General features: G+C 44.8%; 16 protein-coding genes. 9 read left to right on the top strand and 7 right to left on the bottom strand.

The features are described from left to right. Positions 1 to 69: 69 nt before the first annotated feature. Both V7S75_RS02270 and V7S75_RS02265 read right to left on the bottom strand, forming a co-directional pair. Positions 70 to 513, bottom strand: a complete 444-nt coding sequence (locus tag V7S75_RS02270; RefSeq protein WP_459511068.1) for a DinB family protein — start codon at positions 511 to 513, stop codon at positions 70 to 72. Positions 514 to 603: 90 nt separating this feature from the next. Then, positions 604 to 1,857 (bottom strand): DUF2264 domain-containing protein, encoded by a 1,254-nt coding sequence (locus V7S75_RS02265; protein WP_459511067.1) that lies wholly within the window; start codon positions 1,855 to 1,857, stop codon positions 604 to 606. Positions 1,858 to 1,955: 98 nt separating this feature from the next. Between V7S75_RS02265 and V7S75_RS02260 the strand changes: the two genes are divergently transcribed. The 5 genes from V7S75_RS02260 to glf are packed head-to-tail and all read left to right on the top strand — an operon-like array spanning position 1,956 to position 5,413. After that, positions 1,956 to 2,507 (top strand): methyltransferase family protein, encoded by a 552-nt coding sequence (locus V7S75_RS02260; protein WP_459511066.1) that lies wholly within the window; start codon positions 1,956 to 1,958, stop codon positions 2,505 to 2,507. Beyond that, positions 2,497 to 2,958, top strand: coding sequence for a GNAT family N-acetyltransferase (locus V7S75_RS02255; RefSeq protein ID WP_459511065.1), 462 nt, complete (start codon positions 2,497 to 2,499; stop codon positions 2,956 to 2,958). The genes V7S75_RS02260 and V7S75_RS02255 overlap by 11 nt, the downstream gene beginning before the upstream one ends. After that, a complete protein-coding gene (locus V7S75_RS02250) occupies positions 2,948 to 3,436 on the top strand; it encodes a DUF4442 domain-containing protein (protein ID WP_459511064.1) in 489 nt (162 codons plus the stop codon). Before V7S75_RS02255 ends, V7S75_RS02250 begins: the two co-directional genes overlap by 11 nt. Next, positions 3,433 to 4,275, top strand: coding sequence for a VOC family protein (locus tag V7S75_RS02245; protein WP_459511063.1), 843 nt, complete (start codon positions 3,433 to 3,435; stop codon positions 4,273 to 4,275). Before V7S75_RS02250 ends, V7S75_RS02245 begins: the two co-directional genes overlap by 4 nt. 31 nt (positions 4,276 to 4,306) lie before the next feature. Further along, complete coding sequence (gene glf / locus V7S75_RS02240) at positions 4,307 to 5,413, top strand: UDP-galactopyranose mutase (protein ID WP_459511062.1); 1,107 nt, start codon at positions 4,307 to 4,309, stop codon at positions 5,411 to 5,413. 65 nt (positions 5,414 to 5,478) lie between these two features. Here the strand turns inward: glf and V7S75_RS02235 are convergent, their stop codons facing one another. From V7S75_RS02235 to V7S75_RS02225, 3 genes are read right to left on the bottom strand one after another with little or no spacing between them, the layout of a single operon-like run. Next, entirely contained in the window at positions 5,479 to 6,279 is an 801-nt protein-coding gene (locus V7S75_RS02235; protein ID WP_459511061.1) for an SDR family NAD(P)-dependent oxidoreductase, read from the bottom strand. A gap of 2 nt (positions 6,280 to 6,281) precedes the next feature. Continuing rightward, complete coding sequence (locus tag V7S75_RS02230) at positions 6,282 to 9,578, bottom strand: glycosyl hydrolase (RefSeq protein WP_459511060.1); 3,297 nt, start codon at positions 9,576 to 9,578, stop codon at positions 6,282 to 6,284. Positions 9,579 to 9,589: 11 nt separating this feature from the next. After that, the gene (locus V7S75_RS02225; protein ID WP_459511059.1) at positions 9,590 to 9,970 is read right to left on the bottom strand and encodes a hypothetical protein; all 381 of its coding nucleotides are present in this window, start codon (positions 9,968 to 9,970) and stop codon (positions 9,590 to 9,592) included. Positions 9,971 to 10,055: 85 nt separating this feature from the next. On the opposite strand from V7S75_RS02225, the gene V7S75_RS02220 reads away from it, so the two are divergent. From V7S75_RS02220 to V7S75_RS02205, 4 genes are all read left to right on the top strand, one after another. Next, positions 10,056 to 10,820 carry an NUDIX hydrolase gene (locus tag V7S75_RS02220; RefSeq protein ID WP_459511058.1) on the top strand — a complete coding sequence of 255 codons (765 nt, stop codon included), beginning with the start codon at positions 10,056 to 10,058 and terminating at the stop codon, positions 10,818 to 10,820. After that, complete coding sequence (locus V7S75_RS02215) at positions 10,817 to 11,674, top strand: alpha/beta hydrolase (protein ID WP_459511057.1); 858 nt, start codon at positions 10,817 to 10,819, stop codon at positions 11,672 to 11,674. The genes V7S75_RS02220 and V7S75_RS02215 overlap by 4 nt, the downstream gene beginning before the upstream one ends. Before the next feature lie 191 nt (positions 11,675 to 11,865). Continuing rightward, positions 11,866 to 15,360, top strand: a complete 3,495-nt coding sequence (locus V7S75_RS02210; RefSeq protein ID WP_459511056.1) for a family 78 glycoside hydrolase catalytic domain — start codon at positions 11,866 to 11,868, stop codon at positions 15,358 to 15,360. A gap of 123 nt (positions 15,361 to 15,483) precedes the next feature. Further along, a complete protein-coding gene (locus V7S75_RS02205) occupies positions 15,484 to 17,340 on the top strand; it encodes a sialate O-acetylesterase (RefSeq protein ID WP_459511055.1) in 1,857 nt (618 codons plus the stop codon). Here V7S75_RS02205 and V7S75_RS02200 read toward each other — a convergent pair. Together V7S75_RS02200 and V7S75_RS02195 are read right to left on the bottom strand one after the other, a co-directional pair. After that, on the bottom strand, positions 17,337 to 19,724 hold the full coding sequence (locus V7S75_RS02200) for a TonB-dependent receptor (RefSeq protein WP_459511054.1): 2,388 nt from the start codon (positions 19,722 to 19,724) through the stop codon (positions 17,337 to 17,339). The genes V7S75_RS02205 and V7S75_RS02200 overlap by 4 nt on opposite strands. A 129-nt stretch (positions 19,725 to 19,853) precedes the next feature. Then, positions 19,854 to 20,711 (bottom strand): AraC family transcriptional regulator, encoded by an 858-nt coding sequence (locus tag V7S75_RS02195; protein ID WP_459511053.1) that lies wholly within the window; start codon positions 20,709 to 20,711, stop codon positions 19,854 to 19,856. Positions 20,712 to 20,716: the final 5 nt, after the last annotated feature.

Below are 20,716 nucleotides of genomic sequence, written 5' to 3'. Positions count from 1 at the left end.
ATCATTTTTATTCGTGAAACGTTACCTTTGGCAATCCTCCAAGGTTTGCCAAAGGTACGGTGAGGGGGACTAGGAATCCAAGATCCTACGATGGTAATTTATTTGGCCTAAATGATAGGCTAAATGTGTCTCCAAATGGATAAAAATATAGCCATTCGATTTCTCTTCATCAAAGATTCGAATCGGGTAAATGTCCCCTAATTTATTCGCCGGGAAATTCCGCAACACCTGGAGCACAATGGGATGGATTTCATCCAACATCTTCAATAATGTCGTTCTAGGAATATCTCGCGCGGAGAACTCTAATGGGCGGTCGCGGACATAAGCCGTGTTTGCATAAACTGCGCCAAAAAACGTATTGAGATTCCCCATCAAGTGCAAGAATACATTTCCTCCCGGATTATTGATACCGTCTGCTAATTGCCAAATACGTGCATCTTCACTATATGATTCAATCTCTTTTCGAAGTGCTTTTAAATCCCGATCGTATAAGGCAATAAGTTCTTGTAGCATGTTTTTATCAGTTTATTTGAATGATTTTTATTCCCGCAGCACTACCTTTGGCAATCCTCCCAGGTTTGCCAAAGGTAAGGGGGGTGAAGCTTAATAGTCGACCGCGTAATCCTTCGGAAATACCTGACCCGTCCACGCCTTTTTCTGTGTCCAATCCGCATCAGGATCCGTCCAAAAAGCATGATTCGCGGGTAATCCCAAAGGCAAAAAGGCCGCAGAGGTCAAATACATACTGCCCGTATTGGAATAAGAATCTGCAAGATTGGCCTGATTCGCTCCCACCAAGCCCAAGGTCAACCATCCATCCCGGTCAAAGGTCGACGAAACAAAAACGCGCTTAAACACAGCCGTCAAGGCCGAGCGAACTTGGGCTAAACTCACGCCTTCTGGCAAAGCATTTTCTAGGGCCAGTTTTGAGAGCGGGTGGAAAAGCCCCACGCGATAGGTCGACGAGCGGCCAACAACCAAAAATGTTCCTTCGGGGGAAATATAACGTTCCTGAAAACTCGCATAGCGACGCATCCGCTTGTAGGCTAAATCAAAATCGGCTTGAGATAAACGCCCTTTGGCCAAATTAACCCGCATGACATCGATCAACATAGGATGAATCACGAAGCCATTGTAATGATCAAAATGAAATTTCTCACCATCCTTGTACCAGCCATCTCCTACATACCAAGATTGGATTTTGGCAATCGCCTGATCGATGCGCGCGGCATCAAAAGGCTTCCCGATATAAAGTAAAAAGCTCTCAATCGTGGCGGCAAACAGTACCCAATTATTATTAGGCGGCGTGATTTGTCGGATCGTTGTAAACTCCCGTATGTAATTCATTTTCGTCTCCGCAGACAGCGGTTCCCATAAGGCCTCAGGCGCTATCAGAAAGGCTTGTGCAATAAAGGCCGCATCCACCAGTGGTTGTTTGGAAGTAGGCGAACCCCAATACAGATAATCAGGGCTTAAAGGATCCGCGGCATGCTTGAGGGACGCTAAAGTTTGTTCCCTCATACGCTTGCGGATATTCGTTTCTTCGCGTGCCGTGGCCGAACTAACATCATCCGGCAAAGCTAAAAAAGGTCCGATCCCAATCAATAATCGGCCAAATGCCTCCATGTACGCCACATCTGAGGCGCGATGATCCCAAGTAGGACTGTAAGCAATGATCATGTTTTTGCGCAGTTCCCCTTTGGACATATTTTTCAAAATGGGTGCGGCGATTTTGTCGAGCAAGTTTACCCAATAGGCGCGGTCATTTTGCGGAATCGCATGGGTTTCCGCTTTGGCAGAAAAAAAAGATAGGGAACTAACCAAGGATGACCATTGGATAAATTTTCTTCGTTGCATAAATAGGTTTTACCTTAACATGTGAATTTAAAAGGTTCTTAGCAAACATGAGAATATTTTCTCAAAAAGGATTTAGCTTTGATAAAATTCGAACGAATATGCAGTGGCATCTGATTTCCGCTTGGCTCTTCTATTTCTTTGTCCATAGCTTTTTAGCAAGTACAGGAGTGAAGAATTATTTTTCCAAAACCTGGCCAAATCTTTTCACCTATTACCGAATCGCATATAATCTCATTGCAATTCTGGGCTTAGGCATATTACTCGTACTTAGCCTGCCAAAAGCTTCACAAGCCCTCAACATCCATCTGGGAATAATCCTTAGCGTCACGGGATTCATCTTGATTATACTCGCTTTTCGAGCGTTTAACCTGAGGGAATTTTTAGGACTTGTACCCGAAAAACAGACGAAATTAGTTGTCTCAGGGATGTATCGTTATGTCCGACATCCCCTGTATTTTGGAACAATTATTTTCATCGCAGGACTGTACCTGCTTTTCCCGTCTAGCCATATGTTGACCATCCTCATCATTAGCTATGCCTACATCTGGATAGGAAGCAGATTGGAGGAGCAAAAATTACGCGAACAATATGGTGAATCTTATCGGACGTATTCCCAACAAGTAAAATCCCTCATCCCCTATGTTTATTAGAGAAGCTGTCATTACGGATATTCCTGCCATGCACCGCATCCGCATGGCTGTAAAGGAAAACGTATTAAGCAATCCGCTCGCTGTACAAGAAGCGGATTACTTTCCCTATTTGACCAAAGAAGGAGCGGCTTGGGTATATGAAGAATCGGATCAGATAATGGGTTTTGCGATTTTGGATATAGAAGCAGGCGAAGTTTGGGCGCTTTTTGTTGACCCCGATTTCGAAGGAAATGGCATCGGTTCGCAATTACATGATACGATGGTTGGTGCCTATTTTGCAGCGGGACAAACCGAATTGATTTTAGGAACAGAACCCGGAACGCGCGCGGAGGCATTTTATCGTCACAAGGGTTGGGGCCAAATGGGTCAAAAATCGAACGGGGAAATCATTTTTAAAATGCAACGAAAAGCCCTACATTTATCGTCCCAAACACCAAGCTATGAATCCTAATTTCAGCGCGTTTAAACGCATCATTACCACGCCTGTATTATTCAAGTTTTTTATCTTCAAAAATCTTTCCGCTGCATTTTGGTCTGGCTTAAACATTCATCATTTTGATGAAGCATCCTGCACGGTTCGGGTTAAATTATCTTGGTTTAATCAAAACCCTTTTCGCTCGATGTATTTCGCGGTAGAAGCGATGGCGGCTGAAATGAGTAGCGGAATGCTCGCGTATGCCCAAGTTCACAATCGGAAACCGGCAGTGAGTATGTTGGTCGAAAAAGTAGAGGCCACCTTCGTCAAAAAAGCAACGGGAACTATCTTTTTCACTTGCGAAGATGGCAAGGCCATGGAAGCTGCCGTGGACGAAACCGTCCGAACGGGCGAAGGAGTCAAACTGACATCCAAGGCCATTGGCAAAAATTTAGAAGGCGTCATAGTCGCCGAATTTACATTTACCTGGAGTTTTAAAGCAAAAACGATATGAACCATCCCATCATGACTTGTTTGTGGTTTGATAAACAAGCCAAAGAAGCATTTACTTTTTATCAGTCTGTTTTTAATGACATAACGCTCCTATCTGAGAATCCCTTTACAGTGAACTATACGCTCGCCGGCAAACGCTTCATGCACCTGAATGGCGGACCTGAGTATAAAATTAATCCATCAATTTCCTTTTTCTATAATGCAGCCAATGAGGCAGGAATTGATCGAATTTGGGCAGGACTTACGGAAGAAGGTAAAATCAGAATGCCATTAAATACCTATCCTTGGAGTAGCAAATACGGCTGGGTTGAGGATAAATTTGGTGTGAACTGGCAATTAATGTTGGACCATGTCAGCGGAGATCGAATATATCCTAGCATGATGTTTACGGGAGAAAATAATGGGAAGGCGGCGGAAGCCATTGCCTATTACACGTCGATTTTCCCCGAATCCAAAACCGTACACCTAAGTCCTTATGGGGAAGGTGGGGCGGATGTCGCGAGCCATTTAAGTTATGCGCAATTTGAGTTGAACAAACAGACATTCGGTGCGATGGATAGTTCGCACATGCATGCGTTTTCGTTTTCGGAAGGAGTTTCGCAAGTCATTGTTGTGGATACACAGGAGGAAATTGATTATTACTGGGATCATCTGACCGAGGGTGGTGCTGCCGGAAAATGTGGGTGGTTGAAGGATAAATACGGTGTTTCGTGGCAGGTAGTTCCGAGTTGTTTGGGCAAATTCATGTCGAATCCGGAGACCGCACCCAAAGCAACCTATGCCTTTTTACAAATGTCAAAATTCATCATTGCCGATTTAGAAAAGGCTTGTGAAAAATAGCTAAATTTACAGCCCAAATAAACCCTTGCTCATGCAAAAACCTTATGATTTTCTGATTGTTGGCGCCGGATTTTTCGGCAGTATTTGTGCGAGAGAATTGACGAATCAGGGCTATTCGTGTTTAGTTATTGAGAAGCGCGATCATATTGGTGGAAATTGCTACACAGAAAAGCGCGATGATATCCATTTGCATGTATATGGGGCGCATATTTTCCATACTTCGAACGAAAAAGTTTGGACTTGGATTAATCAATATGCCAAATTCAACCATTACACGAATCGGCCGATTGCCAATTACAAAGGAGAATTATTCGCTTTGCCGTTTAATATGTGGACCTTCAACCAGTTGTGGAACGTAAACACACCGGCAGAGGCCCAACAAATTATTGCTGAACAGGGAAAAGACATCCAAGGTGAACCCAAAAATTTGGAGGAGCAGGCGATTAAGTTGGTCGGCAAAGACATCTACGAAAAACTCATCATGGGTTATACCGCAAAACAATGGATGAAGGACCCCAAGGAGCTTCCAAAGGAAATCATCAAGCGCTTGCCGGTACGTTTTACCTTTGATACGAATTATTTCAACGACCGGTATCAAGGCATTCCGGAAGGAGGCTATACGCAGATATTCGAAAAATTACTGGAGGGCATTGAGGTTCGTTTGGGGGTAGATTATTTGGCAGATAAATCGACCTACAATGCGATGGCGAATAAGGTCATTTACACCGGTCCGATCGACTCGTATTTCGACTATCAATTTGGTGAATTAGAATATAAAACAACGCGTTTCGATCATGTCAAACACGAATATCCGAATCACCAGGGTGTTGCCGTGATGAATTATACGGAGGCAGAAATTCCGTACACGCGGATTATAGAACATAAGCATTTTGAATTTAACGAGACCCCGAGCACCTGGATTAGTTACGAGTATCCGGAGCCTTACAAGGCGGATGTGACAGAGCCTTATTACCCGGTGAATGATCAGGTGAATAATGATTTGTTCCAAAAATACCGTTCGCTGGCGGATCAGGAAGCGCAGGTATTTTTCGGGGGGCGCTTGGGAGAATACAAGTATTATGACATGCACCAGATTATCGATCGGGCGTTAACGATGGTAGAGACTTTTAAACCCTAACTTACCTTTGCCAATCCTCCAAGGTTTGGCAAAGGTATATAGGAAAAAGTTCAAGAAATTGATAATTATCCTAAGAGCGCCTTCATCTTTTTTGCGATGAAGTTTGTCGCATATTCAGGAGCTAAACGGCATAAAAAATCCAGGAATTTGGAATCCGAGCCAACCAATATTCGGTATTGATTCGTCTCCATGCCATGTAAAATTATTCGCGCGGCTTCGTTGGCAGGCAAGGACGTCATACCTGAAGCTCCCGAAGACGCCTTTGGCATTTCGATGCCCGAATTCACCGTAATATTCGTCGCGATTGCCCCCGGAAATACGACCGAAACACGGACAGCCGTCTCCTTCAATTCCGCATACAAGCCTTCGGTAAATAATTTAACTGCGGCTTTCGCAGCGCCATAAATGCTTTGGCCCGGAACGGGTAAAAACCCACCCATGCTCGAAATATTCACAATGTGTGCTTCAGGACGTTCCAATAAATGTGGTAAAAAAGCCTTAGTGACATTCACGCATCCGTAAAAGTTTACGTTCATCACACGCTCCACTTGATCAAAACTCAAGTCCTTCACCTTCACAAACGGCTGAATGATTCCCGCATTATTGATGATGCCATCAATCTGCCCAAAATGCTTAATCACCTGCTCCGGCAAAGCAAGCACCTTGGCGCGGTCCGTAATGTCCACCTCCAAAGCTAAAAAATTCGCCGCCCCTCCCGAACAAATCTGTTGGGTTTCCAATAATTGAGGCAAATGAATATCCAAGGCCGCAACCTTTCCTCCTTTAGCAATCAGCTGATGTGTCATTTCACGGCCCATGCCACTTCCGGCACCCGTAACTAAGAATACATTTCCTGCGATTTTCATGGCTATTTCAGTTGGTGAATTTGAACAGGCCCCAATAATCCGGATGTCTCCAAAGGCATCGTCGGCTGAATCATCATGGGCATTGAAAGGTACGTAATTCGCTTCACATTTGGCTGAGCGTCACCGATCAAACGATTCACCCAAGAGTTCACCACCTTCACCTCAAGCTGATTCGTTCCTGCATGCAAATGCTTACTAATATCAGCCACAAATGGCTGCTTCCAGCACGTTGCAACCCATTGCCCATTCACATAAATTTCTGCCAAATTCTTCACATCACCTAAATCCAATTGCCACTTCGCTCCTTTTGAATTAGCAGGCATTTGCACCGTTTTCGCATACGTTGCCGTACCTGAAAAATACTTAATGCCTGCATCCGCATGCTGATTCCATGCCTGCAATTCCGGCATAGTAATCGCCTCTGGGGCACCCCGATTTTCCTGGAATTTAACCTGCCAAGGTCCTGAAATTGTCATAGAAGAAACCGTGATTGGCTTTTTTACGACAAGCGCCTTAATTTTAGCATTACCTTCAAACACAATAAATTTCGCATCCCAAGGACTGAATTCCATGTCTATCAGCGTTCTTCCTTCCTGCATCCGATACGATACCGCTGATATTTCTCCTGTCTCTGGATTGTACACCTGCGGAATCTTGCCGCTAACCCGGAATGATAACGAGGCTTTGTTGGCCTGATCCGTCCGACTGTTCAACCAGTAAATTTCCTTGCCTCCTACCTGCCGATGTTGGAACAATACTTCGGCGGTATTACCTGAAACACGTAAATCCGCTGTCAACGATTTCGACGCTAAAACAGCTTCCGCCGTTTGGCCAAAATGAACCGTAGGGAAGGAAACCAATTGATTTAAAACCCGCTGAAATTCTTGTTCTGAATCTGCTAAACTTGGGCTAGAAATAGGTTTTGTACCGGCTATCCAAGCCCCTTTTTGTGCTAAAAAGAATATCCGCTTCAAAGTCGCCAGCGTCATCTGTTTCGCCGTTTCATCTAAATATAATAGTTGATAGCGACTACCCCCCCGACTAACAAATTGACCTTTTTCTACATCAATGGCATCGCGCAAGGCGCTTGCATTCACATAATCAAACTCAAAACCTGCCGGAATGCTAGGCAAGGATTTCATCGCCAAGGAAGTGATATTTTGGTTCTCTCCATAGAAATAAAGAATGTCCGCCACATTGTGCCCTTGTTGCAACATATACGAGCTCCGGCCTAAATAATCCGCCCAAACCTTCGCTTGTTTCACCCAGGTTTCTTGACGCGTGAACCATTGTCCAAATGGTCCTAAGGTCAAACCTGGGAACAACGAATCCAAAGGCTGGTGCACTGAGGTATGTATCACAAAACGATTTAATCCGGAAGCTAATTCCATGTCGGCCGTTCGTTTCAATGTTCCCGGATGCGGACTGAAGGAATTCCCTGCTGTCGTCATTGACTCGCCCGCAACGATGTTTTGGCCATATATGTGTGCCACAGAAGCAGATTCACGTATGTCGGCCCGCGAACGCGGCTCTTCATCCTTCCCAGCTGCCAATGCCCCCGGCTGCCACATCGCCGCCATGGGAATATCAGCTTTACGCTTCACATCCATACCATCGGCTAAGTAAATTCGCCCATTTTCATGTGACTCCGTATAGCGCTTCATGCCTCGTTTGGCTAATAAATCACCAATCAACTCATAATGATTCTCTACGATCAACTCCCCAATCGTCTTGCGAAAATCCCATAAAAAACGCTCACTCGCCTCCGCATCTTGGACGATCCGACCTGTCAAAACAGGCATCCAAGGCTTCAAATCGTAGCCCCTTTTCGCCTGAAAATCGGCAGCAAATGTAGGCGACCAGTTCATGTGTCCCGCCTCATAACTATCCAAAACCATATGACTCAAAGCACCAGGGCCTAGTTGGCCACCCGTCGCCTGCGCATACTGATCGAGGTAATTTTCCATGTAGCGCGTAACCGCTCCTCGGTCTAATTTATCCACTTCCAGACCCGTTGCTTCTGGCGAAGCCGGGTGATTTTTCTTTCCCGTTAAGGAATAACCAAAGCGCAAAATTTCCCAATTTCCCACAGGGGCATCCCAGGACAAGGTACCATCAGCCTGTACAAATTTCGACACATCAATCACCTGATTAGTAGCAGGCCCATTGGAAACGGGCGTCCCTGAAACGGCTAATTCCTTATGCGCTTCGAAACCCGCTTTGGCCTCAAAAAGATGTACCCGCGGCGTAGTAAACACATCAAATTCCGAAATTTTCATCCCCTTGGGTTCAGTAGAGGGACGCATACCAAACATGGCAGCAATACCCACATCCCCCGGTTTCTCCGTTTGATAACATAAACGGATCGCTTTCACGCGCTGAGGAGCAAATGAGACTGTCGTTTGGGACGTGATGGTTGGTGGTACTTTAACCACTTCCTTAAAATTCACCCCATCCGCACTCACTTGAATACTTCGATTATTTCCTCCGCCATTAAATGCCGCTAATTCCCCATATGATTCATTGGAAAGCACGACACTCGAGATTTCCGTTGGCGCATCAAACGTATATTGAATCCAGGCTTTCTCCCCTATTTTCATCGGTGGCAAATAGCTCATGTGATGCAAATCGCCATCCGTTAAGTCGGCCAAATTAAATTGCCCTCCACTGGAACTGACTTGTGGTTTTAAGTCGCGCGCCGACTGGATTTGCGAAGCGATAGGATAGGCCAAAACGGCGATATCTTGATAATGCTTGACAACCTTTTCGGCAGAACCTGCGGCAAATCCTCCAGCCTCAAAAGGCACATTTTGCATGGGTCCTGTGATATCCGACGGATGCGGCAAAGCGACAGTAATTTTTTGCCCACCTTGAACGCGTAATTCAGACCAAACATATTTTTTCATGCCGTCTGAAGGCGCCACCCAGGGACCACCTGTCACACTCCAACCCGGTGAACCGGCAATGGCCATTTCTAAGCCTTTTTCTTTAGCATAATCCGTTGCAAAACGGAATGCATCCTTCCAGGCAGGAGTCATGTAGACGAGTTTTTCTTTGACCGCTAACGGTGTAAATAAACTCGCGTCAAAATTTTGAAACCCTCCGATACCCGATTGCTTCATCCAATCCAAGTCTTTTCGGATACCGTCTTTCGTAATATTTCCATTCATCCAATGCCACCAAACGCGCGGTTGCGCAGTGTGGGGCGGCTGAACAAAACCCTTTGATAAATCAGATACTTGCGCGTACGCAGTTAGATTCGCGACAACCAGTGCCGCGAATCCGAAATGCTTCTTCATGTGCTTGAAATTTATTCTTTAACGCGTGTTCCTTTTGCCTCAAACATCCCCATCAAGGTTCCTTTCAAATTGTCCGTGTCAACTTTCGTTAATTCTACATTAACATCATAACCTTGCGTAGAGAAATAGATAACTACTTTTTCGCTGTCATCTTCTACTTTCGAGATGTCAACTGCAGGAAGTGAGTCATCGCCAACAATCTTTAATTGGCCTGTCAAAACACCATCCTTACGAACCAAGTTCGTTGCGAAAGTAGCATCACCATTTGGCGTACCCAACACAACAATTTTCCACTTACCAGCGAAAAAATCAGTAGGATCTGGCTTAGCCGCGAATGCTGACGCGGAAAATAAAGTCGTCAAAACAAATACAAGTGCAAGAATCTTTTTCATAGCAAATAGATTTTAAGGGTTTATAATGAGGCAAATATAGAAACAAATTTTACATTGTCTATTTTTTAGACAATAATTTCTATCTTTGAAAATCACGGAATTAACAGCAGCTATGTCGGGAAGCTTTACCCATCCAAGTCACCAGAATTACATTGCACAATTATCCATTGATTGTGTCATTTTTGGCTATCAGGACGCGACATTAAAGGTGCTTATTCCCAAGCTTAATTTCAAGGGTGATTTTTACAGCTTGCCCAGCGGATTTATTCGCCAAGAAGAAGATTTAGATCAGGCCGCCCTACGTATTTTGGAAGAGCGAACGCAATTGGCCAACATCTATTTGCAACAATTCCATGTGTTTGGTAATGCCGACCGACACAATGAACGCTTTATGCTTGATTTATTAGCCCAAAACCCACAATTAACCGGTCCACAAGAAGAATATGATTGGTATGTGAGGCGCTTCGTTTCGGTGGGTTATTATGCGTTGGTTGACATCAATAAAGTAAAACCCCAATGCTCAGAATTGGATGAAAAAATGGAATGGATACCCGTGCAGGAGCTTCCCAAACTCATTTTGGATGGAGCAGAAATTATTGCCAAAGCACTAAAAGCCATGCGACTGCATTTTGACGATCATGTTGTAGGCTATAACCTCTTGCCAGAAACCTTCACCATGAAGGAATTGCAACAATTGTATGAAACGGTTTTCGACAAACCCTACCGAAGAAACAATTTTCAAAAAATGATCTTAGATTTGAATATTGTGGACAGATTGGAAAAACAATTTACGGGTGCCGCGAATAAAGCACCCTATTTATATACCTTTAAACCTACCTCAAACGAATGAAAATTGCCTTGTTTCTATTGATGAGTATTGCGGCCTTTGGCCAACAAGTCATTAAACTATATCCGGGCAAAGCTCCGGGATCCGAAAACTGGAATTGGGAAGTGAAGGAATTTACCCCCATGCCGAATAATCGGATGTTGTTCAACGTGACCGAACCGACGCTGACCATTTATCCTGCCGCTCCGGGTAAAGGAAATGGCACATCCATCATCGTAGCTCCAGGTGGCGCATTTCATATTTTGTCTATCGATTCAGAGGGACATGATGTCGCCAAATGGCTTAGCGCACGCGGAATTACGGCTTTTGTGCTCACCTACCGCGTCGTAAAATCCAATGGCCCTAATCCCTTCGCCGAGTTAATGCCACTGATGAATGACTTCAAAAAGCTTGACGAAATCAATGCCCCCGTCGTGGAAATGGCCACCCAAGATGGCATCGAAGCGATTAAATATGTCAAAGCGAATGCCAAAACACTCGGCATTGATCCGAACAAAATAGGCTTCATGGGCTTCTCGGCTGGCGGTACCTTAACCATGAATGTGTTACTAAGCGCTCCCCAAAACTTAAAACCTAATTTCATCGCACCCATCTACCATTATGCAGATGCGGTGACAGGTAAAGAAATGCCAAACGCGGTGACTCCGGCTTTCATCGCCGTGGCTGCCGATGATAATTTAGGCTTCGCGCCGCACAGCATCCGACTATTCGAACGCTGGACTGCCGCCAAACACCCGAGTGAATTGCATGTTTATGAAAATGGAAGTCACGGATTTGGGATGCGAAAAAACAATACGGCGAGTGATAACTGGACGGTGGATTTTGAGAATTGGTTAAAGGTTCGCAAGTTTTTGTAGTCCCTAGGCTGAAGCCTAGGGTTATTATTTTATAGCCTCGGGTTTTAACCTGAGGTTTTGGATACCCCACCTTTTTATAACCCCAGACTTTAGTCTGGGGATTTGGCATGCAACCCGCCAACTATCCTATCCCACCTAGGGATACTCCATCTATTTAATTTCCGTACATTCGATTTCTAAACCGATTGAACATGAAATTTGCCCAGATCATTTGCCTGACTTTGCTAAGTCTTTCCAGCTTCGCTCAGGTCAGCCTCACCAAACTCCAAGTGGAATACCAAGATAGTCCCTTGGGAATGGACGAAAGTAAACCGCGTTTCTCCTGGCAAATGCTACGCAATTCCGCTACTCGGGGAGACAAACAAAGCGCCTACCGCATTCAAGTCAAAGACGAAAAGCAAAACGTGGTTTGGGATAGCCAAAAAAACAAATCGGATATTTCCATCGGTATTTCTTATGCCGGAAAAGCGTTAACAGCGCGCCAAAAATATTCCTGGCAAGTGCAGGTTTGGGACCAAAAAAACCGACTCATATCCGCTAATTCATCCTTCGAAACTGGTCTATTAAACAGCGGCTGGAACGATGCACAATGGATCGGATCCAACGATTTGCCCCTCTACAGCAACTACCTTTCGGTCTATAAGTTTCAATACAAAGTTCAGTTGGACGAGGCTTCCCATTCGAAAAAAGCGTCCTTTGTTTTTGGTGCAAATGACCCTCGTTTGCAGAATAAAAATCTCAATATTCAAGGTGTGGCGAGTGCCAAAAACGAAGCCTACATTCGATTTGAGTTAGATATCTCAGATAGCACACAAGCCTTTTTCAATGTTTTTCGCGCAGGTTATGACCCCAAAGATCAAGCGAATAAGCCTTTATATCGCTTCCCAATTCCTACAAATCTGCTTTCAAAAACCAATCAATATCAGGCACATACCATTTTTGCGACATGTAATTTTGGCGTGTATGATGTGTACATCGATCAGGCCGATAAGGACCATAAAATCAACCCGAGTCCCAATAACGCAAGTCCTTTCGCCCCTTCAGGATTCAATTTAAATCCAGTTGGCGTGGGAAATAACTTCATCTCCTATCCGATGTTGGCCGAAATCGGCTTTCAAGTTCCCACAGGCGAAACAGCTTATTTCTCCGAGGTATTCATCAAGAATTTCCGCCAACCGAGTAATCCACTTTTTGCGGCAGCTGACAATCCAAAATTATGGCCCGGTTGGGATGGAAAACAGTTCCGTGTCAGTGGAACGATGGCAGTCGCGAATCCGAGCCAACACGCCGCGCCGATGTTGCGAACCGAATTTTCCACGCAAGGAAAAGCCGTCAAAAAGGCGCGTATTTACGCAACGGCCCGCGGGATTTATGAATTGTATTTGAATGGAAAACGCGTCGGTGAAGACTATTTTAATCCCGGTTTAACCCAGTACAACAAGACGCATCAGTACCAAAGTTTTGACGTGACCTCCCTTTTAAAATCCGGTGAAAATGCGTGGGGAGCTTGGTTGAGCGAAGGCTGGTGGTCAGGAAATATTACCTATAGCGGGGATAGTTGGAACTATTTTGGGGACCGACAATCCTTATTGGCCCAATTGATAATAGAATATGCCGACGGTACCGAACAAGTAATCCAGACGAATCCGGCGCAATGGAAAAGCTATAACGATGGTCCCATTCGTGTGGGAAGTTTCTTTCAAGGAGAAGTGTACGATGCGCAAAAAGATGCCGCGATTGCGGGTTGGGCAACAGCGGATTACAGCGACAAAAACTGGAAACCGGCAGCTGCAATTACGCTGGAAGGAACAGCCTTTTTGGACAAATCGATGGACTACAGCCACATGAAATTAAGCGGGCAGTTTGACGATCGCGTACAAGTTCGCAAAGTTTTGCAGGCGCAGTCGATTCAAGAACCCCGCAAAGGCGTTTTCGTTTATGACATGGGACAAAACATGGTGGGCTTTCCCAAGATTTTCATTCCAAACGGAAAGGCGGGACAGGTCATTACCTTGCGCTATGCGGAAATGTTATACCCAGATTTAGCCGAATATGCTTCGCAAAAAGGGATGATCATGTTGGAGAATATTCGCGCCGCTTTGGCACAAGATATTTATGTATTGAAAGGTGGCGATGAATACATTCAGCCCCGTTTTACCTTCCATGGCTATCGTTATTTAGAAATTACGGGAGTCGATCAGGCACCTGCGTTGCCACAAGTGGCGGGAATTGTGCTATCGTCGATCAGCGAAATTTCTTCGTCTTACGAGACCTCAGACCCGATGGTCAATAAATTATGGACCAATATTACGTGGTCTATGCGTGGAAATTTCTTGTCCATTCCTACAGATACTCCAGCTCGAAATGAGCGGATGGGCTGGTCGGGGGACATCAATGTCTTCTCCAAAACAGCCACTTATTTAGCACCGGTCAACAATTTCTTACGTCGGCATTTGCAAGGCATGCGTGACGTGCAGCGGGCGGATGGACGCTTCACGGATGTTGCGCCGATGGGCGGAGGATTTGGTGGGACGCTTTGGGGAAGTGCGGGTATTGTGATTCCGTGGGAGACCTATCAGCAATATGGCGACAAGATTTTATTGGCTGAACATTACGATGCGATGAAGCGTTATGTGGCTTTTTTGGAGACCAAACAGAACCCGGAAGGAATTTTGAATGAAGGTCCACTTGGAGATTGGTTGAGCCCGGAAGGAAATAAAAATGACAACACCGCATTTTGGATGAGCTACCAGGCCTACAATTACGAGATTATGGTGAAGGTTGCGGGGATATTGGGCATTGCGGAAGATGCAAAGAATTATGCCCAAAAAGCTGCTGCTCGGAAGGCCTTATTCAATGCCATTTACATGGATGCCGCAACGCACAAAACGGTGAAATCAGGCGTAAAAGCTGCCACGATGGGACCACCCAATGCCGCGGCTGTTACCGGAAAAACAGACAAAGGCCAGTTGGTCGATACGCAAGCTTCCTACGCCATTCCATTGGCATTAGGCATTTTCGATGCGACGAATAAACCATTCGCGGTCGCGGGATTGGTGGAAACGGTGAAGCGATCGAATACGGATGATGGTGGTGTGGCGCGTCCACCCTATTCCTTGATGACAGGATTTATTGGAACGGCATCCATCAGTGAGGCTTTAGCCGCGAATGGCCATCATGCCGAGGCATATCGCTTATTAACGCAAAAGACTTACCCATCTTGGTTGTATTCCGTTGCCAATGGGGCGACGACGATTTGGGAACGCTTGAATTCGTATACGGTGGAGAATGGATTTGGAGGAAATAACAGCATGAATTCGTTTAATCATTATTCGTTTGGCGCGGTGGCGGCCTGGATGTACAATCATTCGTTGGGCATTCAGCGCGATATCGATTCTCCAGGATTCAAACATTTCTATATACGCCCGATTCCTGATCCGACGGGCGTATTAACGCATGCTAAAGGGCATATTTCTAGTATGTATGGGAAGATTGCCAGCGGCTGGGAAGTAAAAAACGGTCGGGTGACTTATAGTTTTGAAGTGCCTGCGAATACTACGGCGCAATTGACCTTGCCGGTGAAAGTTGGCGCGCGCATCACGGAAGGAACACGTAAATGGAAAGCAAAAAGCGATTCGTTTGTGCAGGAATTAGCGAGCGGGAAATATGAGTTTGTTGTAGAATAACCACCCTCTTTGAGAGGCTTCTAACCTTTGTCCACCCCCTTACCTTTGGCAAACCTTGGAGGATTGCCAAAGGTACAGGCTGGGAATCATAATTTTGAACGGTAAACTGATAAAATAAATACCATGTACAGATTTATCATATTCATTTTCTTTTTCATTGCACTTAACGCTTCCGGCCAAATCAAACTCCCCGCTTTGGTTGGCGATAACATGGTCCTGCAACGCGACAAAGCCACGATGATCTGGGGCTGGGCCAGTCCAGGTGAAAAAATTCGTATAGAAACCCGTAATAAAATCATTAAAACACAAAGCAATCAAACGGGGAAATGGACAGCTCAATTACCCGCCTTTTCAGCAGGAGGGCCCTTCAATATTCGCATCAATGACGTCCTTATTCACCATGTACTTTGGGGCGATGTGTGGTTGTGTGCGGGACAGTCCAACATGGTTTTGCCGATGGAACGTGTGAAAGAATTGTATGCCGAAGAAATAAAAAAGGCCCAATATCCACAGATACGTAATTTTTTCATCCCAACGGTCTCCAGCAAGATTCAAGAAAAAACCGATTTGCCGAAAAGCGTTTGGCAAGAAACCAATCCCCAAAGCGTCCTCAGCATGGGTGCGGTCACTTATTTCTTTGCCCAAAAACTATTTGAAAAAACGCACATCCCCATCGGCATCATAAACGCCAGCGTGGGCGGCTCGCCCATCGAATCATGGCTAAGCCTAGACCAATTAAAACAATTCCCAGCCTACGCGCAGGATACCACACGCATCCAAGCCGTGGCGGTAACCAAATCATTGCCCGACAAAGGATTAACCGAACCCGTAAAATGGTTCGAAACAAATTACCTGCCGCAAGGCTGGAAAAACTACTTCATTCCAGGATTTTGGGAAGATCAAGGACTCAGCAATCTCAATGGCGTGGTGTGGTTCCGCAAAGAAATCGAACTGACGGCTGAGCAAGTCAATCAACCTGCCAAAATCTTCATGGGGCGGATTGTGGATGCCGATGAAATGTATGTCAATGGTACGCGAATCGGGAATATCACCTACCAATATCCACCTCGTCGATACGAAGTCAAACCCGGTATTTTACACCCAGGAAAAAACATACTCGTCATCCGCGTGAGCAACCAAGCAGGCAAAGGAGGTTTTGTGCCCGACAAACGCTATGAACTGCAATTAGGCAACGAATCCCTTACGCTGATGGGTCCATGGCAATACAAAGTGGGCGCCGTGTGGAATCCCAATCCCGAGGTTTCAACCGCACAGATGTATAGCCCAACGGCCTTGTATAATGGCATGATTGCGCCGCTTATTCCATATAGCCTACGTGGAACCTTGTGGTACCAAGGGGAATCCAATACGAGCAAATCTCAAGATTATAAAGAGTTCTTAAAGGCTTTGGCCGTGAACTGGCGAACGAAATTCCAACAGTCCGAATTGCCATTTATCTATGCACAATTACCAGGATTTGGCGACCGACAATTTCTTCCGGTTGAAAGCAATTGGGCACAATTGCGCGAAGCGCAACGAAAGGCAGAAGCGGAAATTCCCAACAGCAAAATGGTCGTAGCACTTGACCTGGGCGAATGGAATGACATACATCCTTTGCGCAAAAAGCCTTTGGGCGAACGCTTTGCTGATGCTGTGACCCAGGATCCCGCAGGGCCACAAATTGCAAAGGCGACAAGAAAGGAAAACAAAATTGAATTGGAATTTAAATCGGAAGGAGGTCTATTGAAAATCGACAAAAGCGCTGAAAACGAATTGCAATATTTCGCCATCGCAGGGAAAGATCGCAAATTTGTTTGGGCCAAAGCCTATATCGAAAATAACAAGGTCATCGTTTCTTCCGATGAAATAAGTGAACCCTATTTCGTGCGATATGCTTGGGCAGATAATCCCGAAGGAGCCAATTTAACAAATGAAACCTCATTGCCGGCTGGACCCTTCGAGATTGAAATCAAACCTTAATCATTCGAAAATTGATTCTCGAGCAAGGACTCTTTAAAGATGTTCGCGAAAGAATAGGCGAAGGTGATGAATACGGCACGCGTATCAACTTTCATCGTTCGCTCTAACTGGAAGTTAGAAGCCGAAGCAATATTCCCACTTTTCTGCATATTAAACACATCACTAATCACGATACCTAAACCACCTTTACCTTTCATAATTTTGGCTTGAAAACCTAAATCCACATTATAAACAGCCATCCGCGTCCCTTGTGGCATGGCAGTTGGTGAATTATACGCTCCAATCACTTGCAATTTTGTCGTCTTTGAAAGGGTGAAATTATGAATCATTTTTCCATACCAACTCACCACTTCATTCGCGACATCCATGCTACTAACGTTGCCGTCAATCTTTTGATCAAAAATGGAAACACTGGTATTCACCGACCAAAATTTGGTTGGGAAATAATTAAATATCTCCTCTAAGCCATAAGTACTTCCATTACCAAAGTTTTGCGGTGTAGTCAAGGCAACCCCGTTTGCTTTCATCTCAATGAACGGTCTTATGATGTTGCTAGACAAACGATAAAATGCGCTGCTCGAAAGGCTCCAACCTTCCCCTTCCTTATTGTAACCTAATTCCAATGCATGCACTAATTCAGGTTTCAAATAGGGATTACCGCCGTGCTGGTTTAATGAATCCGTTATATCAATCATCGGATTCAAAGCCCCCAAACCAGGGCGATTAATTCGTCGGCTATAGCTGAATTTCACGAAATCCGAAGGATTAATAAAATAGGCCAAATTGGCCGTAGGGAACAAATTAAAATAATTCCGCTGGAATGAAATACTTGAATTGGAAACCGAAGATCCCGAATTATTCACCTGTTCCGCACGCAAACCAATGTCATATTTCCAAGCTTTACTTGGCTCCGATTTGATTTGCACATAGGCCGCATGCACCTGCTCTTGAAAATCAAACACATTACTCAAGGCCGCATTTTTGACATAATTTCCCCCGACTAAAGTCTGATTTTGGTAATCAATATTCGTGGAACGAATAATACCTTTATACCCCGTTTCAAGCTTCACTTTTTCTGAAAGCGGCTTCACATAATCCACCTTAAGATTCGTCGTTTGTGGTTTTTGATAACTGTAAGTCCGCTGCATAAACGGCATTCCCAAAGAAGATCCCGATTCGTTTTGTGCATTCGTGATGATGTCTGTATCCTGATTTTCTTTCCCAATCGACGTGCTCGCATTCCAAACGATTTTCTCCCCCTTGCTTGCAAATTGATGCGCATAGGTAAAAGCAAATTCCCCAACAAGAGCCTTTTCTACCTCAAAAGATTCCCGGCGATTGCGCGACGTAAACGAGCCCCATTGTGAAGCGAAACGCGAAGTCAAAGTCTCATCATTATCTTGCCCTTCCAAATTTCCAATAAACTCCAAGTTAATCACATCGCGATCCGATGCCGCATAGTCAATGTTCAATTTAAGATTTTGCGTTTGCTCCGTCCGATTATCTTGACGGCCTTGCGTCAATAAATAATTCAAAGGCTGATTAAAACTCGTCCGCGTCGTATTCGCCGCACGGGTACGTTCTGAATATTTCATGTCGTAATTCAAACCGATGTTCCATTTCCCCGTCTGGTGATTAATGCTAAACGCAGAGCTACCCCTTGCCTTTGCACCCATACCACCCCCGATGGAAGCCATCGCATTCGTCCCGCCCGTAGTCACTTTCTTCAACTTAATATTGATAATTCCCCCCTCGGAATCCGCATCATATTGCGCAGAAGGATTGTTGATGATTTCGACACTTTCCACGCTACTCGCTGGAATTAAATCCGTAGACGAAATGCCGGATGTCCGACCATTAATTAAAATCAGTGGACCTTTGCCACGAACGGTAATTGCTCCATCTGCATCCACGACAACGGTGGGTACCGACTTCAATAAATCCGTCGCGGAACCGCCGGCTTGTGTCAAATTATCTTTGGCTTTGATGATAAACCCTTGCGTGGTTTTTTGAACGAGCTCTTTTTGGGAAACAACTTCTACGGAAGCGAGTAAGCGATTATCCTCGGTCAGCATCATCGTTCCCAAATCTGTATTTTCTTGAACGCGGAACGCTATACGTTTGGGTTCATAACCCATCATTTGAAATTTGATCAGGTAGTTACCGTTTGAAGTTGTCAATTTGAATTGACCTAAACTATCAGAAACGGCACTTTTAAGCAATTTAACTGTATCGGATTGTGCATACAAAAGCACATTTGCAAATTCTACGGGCGCCTGTTTATCGCGTAATTTCCCTTGGATGGAAAGGGGCGATTGGGCAAAAATCGAAAGGGAAGTAAGAAGGGAAAGCAGTAAACCGCTGAAGGTTTTTTTGATTATCATATCTTGGTGGTTAGTATAACGTCGTTCCAAATTTCAAAAGACAAATGAAATTGAAAACATGTAAGCGACAAAACTACGAATCTTCGAGACAAATTCGCCCTTAAATTTATTAATGGACGAATTCTTCCATCAATGGTCAAGCCTTCCTTGCTTTTTAAACTGGGATGGTGACATCCCCAACTGCTTTTTAAATACCCGATTGAAATAAGACAGATTCTCAAAACCCGATTCATAGCAACAAATGCTGATGGGTTTGTCTTGTAACAATAGCTGTTTCGAATAATTGATCCGGTATTGATTAACAAAATCCGTGTAGGTTAGCAAAGTCGTTTTCTTGATGTAGCGACAAAAAGCTGGAACCGTTAAACTCAATTCCTCGGCAATCAGTTCCGTATTAATCTTGTCCTGAAAATGTTTCTCCACATATTGATACACCCGCGCCATCCGTTCCTGTTGTTTCAAAACTTGTTGGCTCGCAATCGGCCTAGCGCGCAACGAAATCGCCGTTTCACTTTCCGCCAACAATTGAAAAATATGCAATAACTCGACAAATTGATCAAAACGACTCAGCGTTGGAATCATTTTCATGCGCTCCCCGACCAGACGTTTCGTTTCGCCATCAAAGGCTAAACCTGATTTCGCGCGCTCCATCAATGCGCGCACTTTTTGCATTTCGGGAACCTGTCCCATGCGGATTTGAAAATAATCAGGAGGAAATTGGATCACGACCGTCTCCACACGAGTTTTGGCGCCGTAATCGAAATTCAAATGCGGGATATTCGAACCAATTAATGCTAAATCCGACCCATAATAGGTCGAAACATGATCGCCAATGTGTCGAATTCCGCGCTCCGCTTCCACATAGACCAATTCGATTTCCGGGTGAAAATGCCAATAAAATACTTCGTTGAGCTGTGGCGTTAGCAACAATCGAAACGAACTCTCCGAATCGGGTTGAATCTGTTCTAATTTTAATTTCATTGACATAAATC

The organism is Aquirufa sp. TARAVU-A1A, assembly GCF_054558675.1.
The sequence above is the reverse complement of the archived record's forward strand: the minus strand, read 5'-3'. Positions and strand labels throughout refer to the sequence as shown.

What these genes read in the sequence shown, in the direction of transcription:
- V7S75_RS02255 (WP_459511065.1), top strand. Translation starts at nt 2,497, where the DNA reads ATGTTTATTAGAGAAGCTGTCATTACGGATATTCCTGCCATGCACCGC.
- V7S75_RS02260 (WP_459511066.1), top strand. Translation starts at nt 1,956, where the DNA reads ATGCAGTGGCATCTGATTTCCGCTTGGCTCTTCTATTTCTTTGTCCAT.
- V7S75_RS02210 (WP_459511056.1), top strand. Translation starts at nt 11,866, where the DNA reads ATGAAATTTGCCCAGATCATTTGCCTGACTTTGCTAAGTCTTTCCAGC.
- V7S75_RS02200 (WP_459511054.1), bottom strand. Translation starts at nt 19,724, where the DNA reads ATGATAATCAAAAAAACCTTCAGCGGTTTACTGCTTTCCCTTCTTACT.
- V7S75_RS02205 (WP_459511055.1), top strand. Translation starts at nt 15,484, where the DNA reads ATGTACAGATTTATCATATTCATTTTCTTTTTCATTGCACTTAACGCT.
- glf (WP_459511062.1), top strand. Translation starts at nt 4,307, where the DNA reads ATGCAAAAACCTTATGATTTTCTGATTGTTGGCGCCGGATTTTTCGGC.
- V7S75_RS02265 (WP_459511067.1), bottom strand. Translation starts at nt 1,857, where the DNA reads ATGCAACGAAGAAAATTTATCCAATGGTCATCCTTGGTTAGTTCCCTA.
- V7S75_RS02270 (WP_459511068.1), bottom strand. Translation starts at nt 513, where the DNA reads ATGCTACAAGAACTTATTGCCTTATACGATCGGGATTTAAAAGCACTT.
- V7S75_RS02225 (WP_459511059.1), bottom strand. Translation starts at nt 9,970, where the DNA reads ATGAAAAAGATTCTTGCACTTGTATTTGTTTTGACGACTTTATTTTCC.
- V7S75_RS02215 (WP_459511057.1), top strand. Translation starts at nt 10,817, where the DNA reads ATGAAAATTGCCTTGTTTCTATTGATGAGTATTGCGGCCTTTGGCCAA.
- V7S75_RS02250 (WP_459511064.1), top strand. Translation starts at nt 2,948, where the DNA reads ATGAATCCTAATTTCAGCGCGTTTAAACGCATCATTACCACGCCTGTA.
- V7S75_RS02195 (WP_459511053.1), bottom strand. Translation starts at nt 20,711, where the DNA reads ATGTCAATGAAATTAAAATTAGAACAGATTCAACCCGATTCGGAGAGT.
- V7S75_RS02245 (WP_459511063.1), top strand. Translation starts at nt 3,433, where the DNA reads ATGAACCATCCCATCATGACTTGTTTGTGGTTTGATAAACAAGCCAAA.
- V7S75_RS02235 (WP_459511061.1), bottom strand. Translation starts at nt 6,279, where the DNA reads ATGAAAATCGCAGGAAATGTATTCTTAGTTACGGGTGCCGGAAGTGGC.
- V7S75_RS02230 (WP_459511060.1), bottom strand. Translation starts at nt 9,578, where the DNA reads ATGAAGAAGCATTTCGGATTCGCGGCACTGGTTGTCGCGAATCTAACT.